Genomic DNA, 12,741 nt, shown 5'->3' with positions numbered 1-12,741 from the left:
TGCATTGCGTGCGGTCTAAGCATACCTTACAAAATAGCCTGCAGGGCGGTCAGCGTTATATGAGTTGGCAACTGCGAGCTTTGCTATTGGGCCTAGTGTTAGCGTTGTCGGGCCCTGTGAATGGACAAAGCAGCCCGCTTTCACAACTTGATGAAGCCGCTGAAAATCGCGTCGAACAAGCGATGCTCGATGCGCAGAAAAAACAAGCCTCTGCAACTGCGCAACAGCAGGCAGACTATGAACATATTCTATTTGAGTACTTTCAAAAGCAGTACGACACTACTTTGATGTTGATAGAGGTAGGCGATGCCTCACATCAATTTATAAAACTTTCCCAAGACGACCAAGACCGTCTGCGCTTAATGCAGGGCGCATCACAATTAAATGTGGGGCTATATAGCCAAGCACAAGACCTGTTGCTTAATTTATTGTCTGTAACAAGCTCAGAATATGTGCAGGCTAATACTTGGTTTTGGCTGGCAAAAGCGGGCTTTGAAAATCGGCAGTATTATCTGAGCGAGCGTGCTTATGCGGCCATTGAACAAGAAGATCTAATCGATTACATCGACGAGCAACAATGGCAAGAGCTTATTTATTTAACGACCTTTTCTCGCATGCAGCAGGGGCAAGATTGGCAGAGTATGTTTGTAAAACTTGATAAGGGCAGTATTTATCCGGCATACATTCAAGCTAACTATGCATCATCACAGTTCAACAACGGCGACTTTGCTGAATCCGAACAAAGCTTTATTGCTGCAAAGCAGTCACTGTTAGGGCACGAACGTATTCAAAATTCGTGGTTAGTTCTGGCGGGTAAGGGCGCTCGCTCGGCGTTAAGTTTTAACTGGCTAAATCCCCTAAATTGGTTTTCTAGCGATCCAAATGCACAATCTCAAGGGCAGTTAGAGCAAGCGCGCGACCTTTTCCAACAGCAAGAGATAGATGCTTTATACGACCGCATTAACTTGGGTCTAGCCTATTCATTATTGCAACAGCAAGATGATGAAAATGCTTTAAAGGTGATCAACACAGTTTCAAAGCGGGGCGGTGAAAGTGAGCAGGCCCTGTTAACCTTAGGTTGGGCTTTGGCCCAACAAAACCGTTGGCAAAACGCCATCTCGGTGTGGCAATATTTACAAGAGCAGTCTGAGGGCCTGTATGGTCTGCAGGCAAGCTACGGAATGGCCTATGCTTATCAGCAGCAGGGTGATTTTAGCCAAGCGTTTTTTGCCCTAGACGATACCACTTCGCAGATTTTGAACACCATAGATGCCCTGCAGAATTTTTCTGAACGGGTTAAAGATGATGGCTTTTTTGATAGCTTAGAGCCTGTATCAGCGAGCATGACGGGTGAACAAAGCCTTACGCAAAACAATATATCTGCGCAATCCTCTTCTCAGCCAAAGCGGGTAGAGTCGATATCAGAGTTAGCCGTTGCTTTGGGCTTAGAGCCGTCTGCTGAAGATAAGGCGAATGCAGTTTTACAAGACGAGCAAATCGAGTATTGGCCAAGCAACTTGCTTGATATTAAACGTATGTTTTTGTCGACCCAGCCAGACTTTGATGCCTACTTTTTATTGAACGTTAGGCGAGAGGCCAAGCAGGTACTCGCAAATTTAGACCAAAAAACGCAACAGTTAAACACCTTGGCGCAAATGTTAAGCGTACGTCAGCAGCGCTTTGCAAAGCGCCAACAAGAACTTTCGTTGAGCGACGTAAAAGCCGAGCTTGAGCAAGCAAACGCTCAGCTAGTTGCAATACAAGATAGACTCACTGATCCGCAGCAGCGGCAAACCATCAAGCTTGAAATGGCCTCTCAAGACCAGCTTAAACACATACAAAGAATCAACAATGCCCAACAACGCCTTACGCGATTATTGAATGACGATACTCGCTCACGCCCGCTCAATCCAAAATTAAAGCTTCGTTTAGAGCGCGTCCAGGGCATCTTACAATGGCAGCTTGATGATGAATTTGTGGTCAATCATTGGCAGCACAAACGTTTTGTGCAGCAAGCGCAACGGGCAGTATTAGATGCTAAAAATAGTTATGAGCGCTTGGTAAAGCGCCAGAAAGACAGTCAACTGTTTGCTGAGCAACAGCAAAGTCTGCAAAATTTAGCCATTGAAATTCAGCGACAGCAGGCTCAGGCTCGTGCAGTTTACAGCCATGCAAATGCGCAGTTGCAAAACAATTTATTAATGATCGTGGAGCGTCGTATTCAAGCGTTAAATACGCAGCAAGTTAACACGCGCCTGGCCAAATTGAGATTGCAAGATCTCACGCCGGAGGCTCAGCAATGAACATCTCTCGGCTTCTCCGTTCAGGCATGCTGTGTGCGGTTTTTGTAAGTGTCGCAGGTTGCTCTAGCCTAAGCGGCATGTTTGATGACGATGACTCGACTCAAGCAGACCGACTGCAACTATCTGATCTTGAAAAAGCGCAGCAGGCTCGCTTACTAGCAGGAAAAAGCAGCCGACCCAGTTTAGCTAGCTTAGATTTAATGCCGCAAGGCAGAGATATAGAGTTCGTTGATGATGCCATTGACGCGACTGGCGAGCAGGCAAGCAACAGCTTCATAACTAGCAGTGACTTAGGCTCATCTCAAGTTGAGCAATCAGTACAAGATATACCCGCTTTGTCACTGGCCGAAAAAAAGGCGGAGTACGAGGCGCTATTGCCGCTGATCACTGACCCTATTCAGCGCCGGCAGGCGGCGTTTAGATTGGCTGATATTAATATGTTGCTGGCCGAACAGGCGCTTGAGCAAGGTCTCGATTTTGAGCAACTTGTTCAAAATGATTCGATTCAAAATACAAAACAAAGCGCTACTCTTAGCCATCCTTTTCAGGCGGCGATTGAAAGTTATTCGCTAGTGCTCAATGAACATGAAGTGATAGAGCCAAGCACGCTTAATCCGCTTAGTGCTGAGCAGCAAGCGCTTAACCGCAAGCAAATGGATGCGATGTATCAGCTATCACGTGCGCTTGATTTATCTGGTCAAAAGCAACAAAGCGTTGAAGTGGCCAAGACGTTCTTAGCAACCTTTAATTTGCTATCGTTTGGTATCAGTGAGCAACATATTGAGCTTTATTTTCGGATTGGCGAGTATTATTTCAATCGCCGTGAATATGCCGAGGCGGCAAACTATTATGGTTCGGTAGTCAGCAGCTACCAAGAAGCGCAACTGCAAAACAGTGCCAATTTCTATGGTATTTCTACCTACATGTTAGGTTGGAGTGAGTTTAAACAAGACAATTATGACAATGCCCTGCATGCCTTCGATTTAATGCTGCAACATACTCTAGGTGATGCCGAGCGCCTAGAATTGATAACTCTTGATCAGCTTGACTCACTGTCTAAAGGTGAAATGCGCTTATTGCAAGATAGTATCCGCGTTATGGCGCTAACTTTTTCTTATCAGGGCAGTGGCGAAGCCATTGTTGACTTTTATGCTCAACGCCCAGCGTCGCCCTATCAACATTTAGTATTCGAGGAGCTCGCTCAGCAATACCTCGACGAAGACCGTTTTGGTGACAGTGCTGATGCATTGCTCGTGTTTGCTGAAAACCATCCTTTTCATGCCCGTGCCGTAGAATTTTATGTGCGGCACATAGATGCTTATATTCTTGGTGAGTTTCCTGAACGAGTGATCACAGCAAAACAAGGCTTTGTCGAAACATATTCTTTGGGAGGAGATGTCCTTAAACGCCTAGACTCGCCCATTGGCGAGGCAGCGGTGCCGTATTTAAAAGTCTATTTAACGGAGCTTGCGCAAACCGAACATAGCATTGCTCAAGGCATCGACGCCATTTTACAAGCCAGAGCAATTTCCGCAGAGCAGTCCGCCGAGCAATATAGCGGTATGGCTGAACAACAAGACCTAATGCAGGGCTTTGTAACAACAGGGCTTAGCGTTCAGCAAAGCAATGTATTTCGAAGTGCTTCAACCCTTGATTTAATTAGCCTTCGCTTGGAAGCCTATCAACAGGCCATAGACTATTACGAAAACTATATTCGCACCTTTAGCTATGCCGGTGGCCGAGCCGATGAACAAGTACCGCAGTTACGATTCTACTTGGCCGAAGCCTACACCGCGCTTAATCTTTACGAGCAAGCCATTGACGCCTTTGAAACCTATGCTTATGAAGATTCCCCTAACCCTTTGGCGGTTGAAGCCGCCTATGCTGCGCTACTAGCCTATGAGCAAATAGCTGCTAAAGCCGTAGTTAGCGATAATGCAGTTGGCGAACTATCAAACATACCGAGAAAAGACCCAGAGCTAAGCAACGCACAGTTTAGTAAGCAGCGCTTTATATTAAACTTTGCGAGTGACAGACGCAGCCCCGTGATTGCTTTAAATTTAATGCAGACTTTGTTTAACCAAAGCGATTATATGCAGGCGCAACGCTGGGCAAAATGGCTATTAGAGGAAGCCCCTAGCATGCACGAGGTCGAGCAAGGTCAGCAAGTATCCGCTACTTTGGTGATGGCTCACAGTGAATTTGAACTTGCACAATTTGCCAGTGCTCAGTTCTACTATCGGACTTTACTATCGCGTCCAGAATACGCTCAGGGGGCAGCCACTCAAACTTTGGTAAGTCCCGCAACAGACTTAAACGCAGCGTCAAAGCGAGAAGATTTAATCGATCGCCTTGCCGCAACGCTTTATAAACAAGCCGAACAAGAACTATCTGTGATTAACTTAACGCCGGCGCAGCTAGCGCTTGAGACCAATGTGTATGATATGCCCATAAGCGATATAAAGCGCGAGACGATTGCCCTGGCGATTGGCTTTTGGCAAACCATTATTAGTGATACCCCAAGTTCGAGCTTTCGGGTGAATGCTCAGTTTGATAGCGCGAGTTATTATGCCTTACTAGGTGAATGGCAGCAGGCCATTGCAATATGGTTAGATTTCGCGCAGCGATATCCCGACAATCCGCTAACGTCCTCTATTGAAGGCCAACTATTGTTCGCCTATCAGCAAACCGAAGATTGGGGATCTGCCGCCGATATTTTATATGCACAATGGCAACAAGATCAGCAAAGCGAATTGGGCCGTGAATCTCTTTATCAAGCCGCGACCTTTTATGACAGGGCGAGTTTGCGTGACAAAGCGCTGGATGCTTTTCGTAGTTACGCGCATGCCTATCCGCAGCCGATGGACTTAGCTAATGAGGCGCGATTTAAACTTAGTGAGTTCTATTTGGCATCGGCTGAAGACAGCAAGCGACGGTTTTGGTTGAACAAGTTGGTAGAGGCCCAAGTGGCACTAGCCAATAGTCAAGGCTTAGCGATGGCCGCTGCAGGCAATGCTCGGTCGCGCTACTTAGCCGCAATGTCGGCGATGGTCTTTGCCACCGACGCAGATACCGTGTTCACCCGCATTAAATTGACCTTACCGCTCAATGAAAGTCTCGCAAAAAAACAAAACGCACTCAGTGAAGCGATTAACGCTTACGACACCGTGATGTCTTTTGCGGTAGCCGAATATGCCACTCAAGCAAATTATCATTTAGCCAACTTGTATATGCAGCTAGCTCAAGATCTTATGGCATCTAGTCGCCCACCCGAATTATCGCCGTTGGAACTCAGTCAGTATGAGCTATTGCTCGAAGAGCAGGCTTATCCCTTTGAAGAAACAGCAATTCAGCTACATGAAAATAACGTGTCTAGAGTTTTAAACGGTCTGTACGACGATTATATTAAGCAGAGCTTTAGCGTATTGAGCGACACCTTGCCTGCTCGCTATAACAAGCAAGAAATGACCTTAGGAGTCAACGCCAATGACTTATAAATCGTCCACTCATTCAATAATACCGATTAGTACTATATTTACTAAACGGTGCGTCGATGCAAAGAGTCTGCGCAATCTAAGCGCCTTAATAGTGCTTGTATTGAGTTTAAGTTTAGGTGGCTGTGCGAATATTGGCAGCTTATTTGGCACGCAAGGTAAACCGACTGAGGCAGAGTCGGCCGTAAATGAAAATAACGAAGCTCAAGAAAGTCTTGCAGCCGTGCCAGCAGAATTAAGCCCTGCTGAAATCGCAGAGTTAGCGCAGGCAAAAGCTGAGGCCCTTGCCGCTGAGCAATCTCGTCAAGCGCGTTTAGCACTGATTAATTCACCTAATCGTTTTTCGCAAAGCAAAAGGGCTAATCAGGGTGCAATAAAAGCTTTATTGGAGAGCGCTTTAGCGGCATATAAAAACAATGAGTTCGTGCAAGCGCAACGTTTTATAGAACAGGCCAAAGCTGATCCGTCTCCCCTTAATAGCGGAGCATACGTATTAGCCGGGGACATTTATTTGGCGCAAGCTCAGCAAGCTTTTGATAGCAAGGATAGTAAACGTGCACTCAAGGAACAATTCCACATTAATGTCAGCCTTGCCAAGCAAAGTTATGAAAACGCCCTGTCGTTAAATCCGCATAATTATAAAGCGGCTAATCGAAGAGCTTTACTGCATCGCGAAGACGGTGAATTTGATCAAGCTTTACGATTATACGGCCGAGCTATCGAAGCTTACCCTGGTCATGCGCCTAGCTATAGAAATCGCGGGATACTGCATGATTTGTATATGGGAAATAAGGCCGCAGCGCTCGAGGATTACAATACATATTCTGCGTTGCTTGAATTTCAAAAGGCCTATCAAGCCAAAGATTTAGCGACTGAAGACCTTATGCTGGCCCCTGACATGATAAGCGAATTTTTAGCGCCAGATTTATTAAAACGAGAGTTGCGCCGAGTAAACGGTTGGCAGCTTGATCTTGAGCGCCAGTTAAAGGCTGCAGGAATAGATACAGCAAAGCAAGTATTTAAAAGCAAGCGCGATATAAACTCTCCTTTAATCGCAAGTTCGTCGTTAGAGCAAGTTGTTTTGCAAGGAAACCGCTATGAGTATTAAGCGATATACCGAACATCCATTTAAGATGTGTCGCGTTGGCGGTAAATTGATCTGCATGGGTGCAGCGCTGCTAACGATGTCGATGGCAAGCACTGCACAGCAGCAAAGCGAAGATGAATCAGTGGCTCAAACTGCGCCTATGCTGAGCCAGCCAGCTGTTGGTTCGCCTGAGGTGCTGCGCTTAGAACAAACCATTCGAGCCAATAAGGAACAGCCTCAAGTACTTACCATTGTGCCTTGGCAACTGCCCAGTCATCAGCGAATTAATGAAACCCAAACATGGCAGCCAGTGGTGCAAAAATTGCCAAGCATCGAGCGCAGCCAATTTTTAAGGGACCTTTCAGTAGTGGACGGCATTTTGCTAGATAGCACGAGCATCAGCAAAAAAAATGACTAACTTTAGGTATGTATTTTTATAAACGAGTGCGCATAGCAAACATAAGCTTCAATCTATTTGCGCTACAGTAAGTGCAGTTAATTTAATCTTAATATACAAGAGAGCAATACCATGGATATGTTGGATACCATTACGCGATTTTTTCAAGAAGGTGGCTCGTTTATGCTACCCATTGCCATTGTTTTGGCAATTGGTATTGCTATTACCATAGAGCGCTATGTATTTTTGATTTTTGCGACGCGCACCAACAAAAATGCATTTTTGGAAATTGAGCCGCTGTTAGCTAATCAGCAGTTCGATAGAATACTGCAAATTACGCAAGAGAGTACCGCTCCTATCAGTCGCGTTATTGGCGCTGGGATATCGCGCCTTGCCATTAGCCCTCGCCGTGAAGATATTGAATATGCAATGGAAGAGGGTCTGATGGAGACCGTACCAAGGCTGGAAAAACGCACTCCTTATCTTGGCACACTCGCCAATATTGCGACATTATTAGGTTTGCTAGGCACCATCATCGGCTTAATTGCTGCATTCTCGGCGGTAGCAACGGCTGACCCTTCGGACAAAGCAAGCTTGCTCTCTCAATCTATATCGGTAGCGATGAATACCACCGCATTTGGTCTAATATCGGCAATCCCACTGCTGGGTTTTCATGCTTTACTGCAGACTAAAACCACCGAAATTGTAGACAGTATGGAAATGGCCGGCGTGAAATGTTTGAACAGCCTGATTGCGCTGGAACATTTGACCCCGAAAACTCGCACGTCTGATCAGTAGGCGGCAGACTCATGCTAGCGAATCGACGCAAACGCGCTCAAAAGGCCGATGCCGATCTAGACATAACGTCATTCATGAATTTGATGATTGTACTGGTGCCGGTGCTGCTGATGATGATGGTGTTTTCACGAATCACTGTGGTTGAGCTCAATCTTCCTGGTCTTGCAGGGCTTTCAGAAGATGAAAGTATTGAGGCACAGGTATTAGAAGTGCAGGTAAATAACGCAGGGCTTGAAATCTATTTTCCGCAAGGATACTTGGTTACGAAAATCCCGATGGTTTCATTTGTACCTGAGGATAACGAGACGACAGATTTGAATGTAGCTCAGCCGCGCATGGTGCACGATTATGCAGCGTTGCAAGAGACCTTAAAGCAGATCAAGCAAACGTTATTAGGTAAGGGTGTTGATAAAAAAGACCTCAGTCTGCTCATGCAGCAAGACACCGACTACCAGACCATTGTTAGCTTAATTGACGCATCGCGCTCCTATAAAGACGTGGTGGCAGCGTCGGTAGTCGATGCTGAGTTGTTTCCAGAAGTATCCTTAGCCGACGCACCGCTCAATTCAAATGTTGTGAATGATCAAGCCGCTGCAAACGCTAGCAATGGAGGCGCTTTATGAAGCAGTCAGTGCGAGCAAAGCGTATGGATCGTAATCACAAACGCAACCAAAAAAGCTCTAAGTTGAGCTTGGTGTCGTTAATGGATATTTTTACGATTCTGGTGTTTTTCTTGATGTTAAACGCCTCGGATGTACAGGTGCTGCAGTCTAGTGATCAAGTTGTACTTCCAGAGTCGATTGCCGATACGCCCGCAAAAGATACGCTACTGTTGATGGTGACCAAACAGCAGGTTTTACTGCAAGGTAAAGCCCTTACCAGTACCCAAGCATTAGCAGAGAAAGACGAACAAGCCATTATGCAGCTAAAAGCAGAGCTTGATTATCATACTCAGCGACGCAGCGATTTAAGTGATGAAGCAAAACAAGCACAATCGATTACCATTATGGGCGATGCATCCACCTCTTATGCGGTGCTTAAACAAATTATGCAGGCCTGCGCTGCGCAAGGTTACACGAATATTGCGCTTGCGGTCGAAAATACCCAAGACAATGGCAGCGCACTGAGCTCGGGAGGGATGCAATAATGTCGAATATTGCTTCGCATGCTCAGCATCAATATTTTGAAAGCCAACTGCCTTGGAGCTCTTCTCAAAACGAAAATTCACGCTTTTTCAAAATCAGCGTGCTGGTGCTGGTATCGACGCTATTGCTGGCAGTGTTTTTTAGTTTTAACGAGGTGCCAGAGTTACCAAGAGCTGAAAAAGAAAAGTTACCACCTCAACTGGCGAAAATCATTGAAGCCAAAACGCCGCCGCCACCGCCGCCACAAATTGAACCCGAGCCGGAGCCCGAACCCGAACCAGAAGTTATTGAGCCGCCCGAAGTGATAGAGCCTGTGCTTGAAACGCCAGTAGAAAAACCGCCTGCAGTCATGCCTGAAGAAAAGCCACCTGAAGTCATATCAGAACAAGAAAAGGTGACCCAAGCCAGGGAGACCGCCAAAAGTAAAGGCGTATTGGCTTTTCAGGATCAGCTAGCGAGCATGCGAGAGCAAGCTAACTTAAGCAATTTGGCAAATACCGATATGAGCCAAGGCGGCGGGCAATCCAACGTTACGGCGCGTAACGTAATTGCATCACAAACCATTAGCACTAGTGGAGGCATACAGACCAGTAATTTGTCATCTGATGTTGGCGCTGCTGGTGAGCTTGAGGGGCGTCGCAATACTGAGTTTGTGGCTGCCAGCGAAGGCGAAGTGGCTTTGGCAACCAAGCGTATTGAAACTGAGTCACAAGTTATTGGTAATCGTGATCTTGACCAGATCCGGCAAATACTCGATGCCAATCAAGGCGCGGTATATTCACTCTATCGCAGAGCCCTGCGCGAAGACCCAAGTATTGAAGGTAAGCTTTCGGTACGTCTTATCATTGCGCCAGACGGAACGCTTACAGAGGTCACTTTAGTCGATTCTGAACTAGATGCGCCTGAGCTCGTACAAAAGCTACTAACGCGAATCAGCCTAATTAACTTTGGCGCACAAAATGTGTCGCAAACTGAGCTGGAATACGCGTTTAATTTTTTACCATTTTAATAACAGTCACCTTAACTTAGTTCAGAAGCAGTAACTCACTACCTTTACTCTAAGCTAAGGTGTACTTGCATTGTATTCAGGTCTCATTTTGTCCACACAAAAGAAAAGTCGTCTTTATAAAGCTTACTATCGCAACGGTGAGCATCATCGCGGCGGGGCAGACGTGTCCTTTGCCGATATTGTTAAACTATTTGGGTTTCGAGGTGTTGAAATTGGCAAGTGGGTGACTAAAGAAGAGCAGCAAATCGCTGCGAATTTATTTTTTGATGCGCTCAGTGATTTAATGGATATATTGCGAGTGCCTCCCCAAGTAATATCTTTACGTGGAACCTTAGCCTTAGCTTTTGGAGTAGGCGGCCAAAGGTTTGCAAGTGCTCACTATAATAGTGCAAAAAGGCAGCTGGCATTAGCTAAAAATGCCGGTGGTGGGGCGCTCGCACACGAGTGGTTTCATGCCTTTGATCACTATGTGTCAAAGCGAATGTATAGCGTTGATAGACCCAATCAATTTGCTACTGAAATCTGGCTTAATGATCTAGATGACATGATACATCACCCCCTTAACCAACGTCTGGCAGAGGCATTTGTGCCTATTTTTTTAAATGATTATGGCTCGGGTCCTAGCGAGCTTGTTCAGGCCAGTATTAAAGCCGACTCTGCAAGAGGGACCTTTTATTACGCTCGCCCACAAGAAGTGGGGGCGCGTGCATTTGAGAGCGTTATTCAGCACCACAGCATCAAAAATGCCTTTTTAGTTCAAGGTACGAAACAAAGTGAAGAAGCTAAAATTGGCTTGTATCCAACTGGCGAAGTGCTTCGAAAAATAGCCAGTGCCCTGCAAATCTACTTTTATCAATTGGGGCAGGCAGTTTCTAACTAGACCAAGGCCGACCTCTTCGGTTAGCTGCTATTTTGCTTATTCCCACCTGCTAGGTTCATTTATAATAGTCTCGGTCACTTAGCGGGCAACTCATTATGCTATTGTCTGTCGATAATATTGTTTGATATCTTTTAACATAGTGTGAGTATTTATTTAAGTGGTAGAACGTTACCATCCTAAATTTTCTGCAAACCTAGCCGACCAAGGCGAACGGCGCAAAATGCAACCTTGTTGGTTGATGATATGTTACAAGGCTATTTAGTTCGCTAGTGGGTGCTGAGCCTACCCATTGCCCTTCGATTGTTACTAGCAAGAAATCTCAGTGAGCTTAGCAAAGTGTTAATTAACCCGCTGCTCAATTTTTTCATCTTTATCTTTTAATTGGTAAACGTTTGCCATAGGTCAACATGCGCCAAATCCATTCGCTAGGCCCATACATAAATACTTTTAACCACATATTCGACAATACAACTTGTAAGGTAAAAACCAGTATAGTGACGACAACTAAACTCCAAGGAGCACCTTGCAGGTGTATACCAAAACCAATACCGTAAAATATACTAATACCCAAAAAGGTTTGTAGTAGGTAGTTAGAGAGTGCCATGCGCCCAGGCGCGGTAAACACACTTAATATCGAAGGGTACTTTCGCCACAATAAAGTAAATATCGCGATATATGCAAAGGCGAGTGGAAAGACGGCAAGCATGTACGCAATCACCGATAAAAAACCATCTGCCGAGTGTGCTTGAAATGAGTTTAGCCCAGACAAATTGGCGTATATAACAGTTAAAGGTAAGCCCAATATTAGGCCAAATAAAATCGTCTTTTTTAACAAGACAGTGTTCTCTAGTAACTTACCTGCTATCAATTGGCGTCCTGCCCACATACCAATGAGCATAATGCCTAATACTTTTGGAATACGCCAAGTATCAAAATAGTATCCGAGCCTGCCAATGGCAATTTCCAAGTTTAATTCAAAATAACGAACAATACTTGTGGTATGGACTGTTTCGTAAAAGCCCGCAAAAAACCCACTGATATTATCGCTACCATTCACTAAATAACTTGATACTTGATATAAACCAAGAGATGGATCGATACCGAGTTTCCAAAACAAGTAATAGCCGGGGATAGGTACTACAAACAAAATCGCAGCAATGACTAATAAACTGCGGTCGTTGCATTTGCGCATAAAGAATAATACAAAGCCTAGCAGAGCATATAGGAGAAGAATGTCGCCAATCCAAAACAGACACATGTGTATCAGGCTGATAAGTAACAATATACTGAGTCGACGCAGATAAAGTAGATTAGCTTTGGCGGCCACTTTAGTTTGTAGGCGCGATAACTGTAATGCAAAGCCAAGGCCGAAAAGAAAGGAGAAAATAGTATAAAAGCGGCCATCAATAATCATCAGCAGAAAGGCATCATAAATATTCGCTCCCGCTATGCTGGTTTTTGCTTCAGAGTCTACGAATAGCCACCCAGAAAAAAACTGCACATTCGCATAGAAAATACCGAATAAGGCAAAGCCGCGTAAGGCATCTAAAATATCATAGCGTGTACTAGTGGATATTGGTGCAGCATCATTTGCAGCAAGGCTGGGTTTATTCATCGTTTCACGTTCC

Annotated in this window: 10 protein-coding genes; 9 read left to right on the top strand and 1 reads right to left on the bottom strand. The window is 45.3% G+C overall.

Translation table 11 applies throughout. The features are described 5' to 3' along the window. Window positions 1–8 precede the first annotated feature (8 nt). From AB9H30_RS13855 to AB9H30_RS13815, 9 genes are all read left to right on the top strand, one after another. Window positions 9–2,303 (top strand): hypothetical protein, encoded by a 2,295-nt coding sequence (locus tag AB9H30_RS13855; protein WP_371195287.1) that lies wholly within the window; start codon window positions 9–11, stop codon window positions 2,301–2,303. Further along, window positions 2,300–5,800 (top strand): tetratricopeptide repeat protein, encoded by a 3,501-nt coding sequence (locus AB9H30_RS13850; RefSeq protein ID WP_371195286.1) that lies wholly within the window; start codon window positions 2,300–2,302, stop codon window positions 5,798–5,800. The genes AB9H30_RS13855 and AB9H30_RS13850 overlap by 4 nt, the downstream gene beginning before the upstream one ends. Further along, a complete protein-coding gene (locus AB9H30_RS13845) occupies window positions 5,790–6,905 on the top strand; it encodes a hypothetical protein (protein ID WP_371195285.1) in 1,116 nt (371 codons plus the stop codon). The genes AB9H30_RS13850 and AB9H30_RS13845 overlap by 11 nt, the downstream gene beginning before the upstream one ends. Beyond that, on the top strand, window positions 6,895–7,302 hold the full coding sequence (locus AB9H30_RS13840) for a hypothetical protein (RefSeq protein WP_371195284.1): 408 nt from the start codon (window positions 6,895–6,897) through the stop codon (window positions 7,300–7,302). The genes AB9H30_RS13845 and AB9H30_RS13840 overlap by 11 nt, the downstream gene beginning before the upstream one ends. Window positions 7,303–7,413: 111 nt before the next feature. Then, window positions 7,414–8,079 carry a MotA/TolQ/ExbB proton channel family protein gene (locus AB9H30_RS13835; RefSeq protein ID WP_371195283.1) on the top strand — a complete coding sequence of 222 codons (666 nt, stop codon included), beginning with the start codon at window positions 7,414–7,416 and terminating at the stop codon, window positions 8,077–8,079. A gap of 11 nt (window positions 8,080–8,090) precedes the next feature. After that, window positions 8,091–8,702, top strand: a complete 612-nt coding sequence (locus tag AB9H30_RS13830; RefSeq protein ID WP_371195282.1) for an ExbD/TolR family protein — start codon at window positions 8,091–8,093, stop codon at window positions 8,700–8,702. Then, window positions 8,699–9,226 (top strand): ExbD/TolR family protein, encoded by a 528-nt coding sequence (locus AB9H30_RS13825; RefSeq protein ID WP_371195281.1) that lies wholly within the window; start codon window positions 8,699–8,701, stop codon window positions 9,224–9,226. The genes AB9H30_RS13830 and AB9H30_RS13825 overlap by 4 nt, the downstream gene beginning before the upstream one ends. Further along, on the top strand, window positions 9,226–10,233 hold the full coding sequence (locus AB9H30_RS13820) for an AgmX/PglI C-terminal domain-containing protein (RefSeq protein WP_371195280.1): 1,008 nt from the start codon (window positions 9,226–9,228) through the stop codon (window positions 10,231–10,233). Before AB9H30_RS13825 ends, AB9H30_RS13820 begins: the two co-directional genes overlap by 1 nt. 85 nt (window positions 10,234–10,318) lie before the next feature. Beyond that, window positions 10,319–11,113 carry a CLCA_X family protein gene (locus tag AB9H30_RS13815; RefSeq protein WP_371195369.1) on the top strand — a complete coding sequence of 265 codons (795 nt, stop codon included), beginning with the start codon at window positions 10,319–10,321 and terminating at the stop codon, window positions 11,111–11,113. 370 nt (window positions 11,114–11,483) lie between these two features. Here the strand turns inward: AB9H30_RS13815 and AB9H30_RS13810 are convergent, their stop codons facing one another. Beyond that, window positions 11,484–12,728: a DUF418 domain-containing protein gene (locus tag AB9H30_RS13810; RefSeq protein WP_371195279.1), complete on the bottom strand. Its 1,245-nt coding sequence runs from the start codon at window positions 12,726–12,728 to the stop codon at window positions 11,484–11,486. Window positions 12,729–12,741: the final 13 nt, after the last annotated feature.

Origin of the sequence: Glaciecola sp. SC05, from assembly GCF_041380235.1 — a bacterium.
GTDB lineage: Bacteria > Pseudomonadota > Gammaproteobacteria > Enterobacterales > Alteromonadaceae > Glaciecola.
This window is presented reverse-complemented; position numbering and strand designations above follow the sequence as displayed.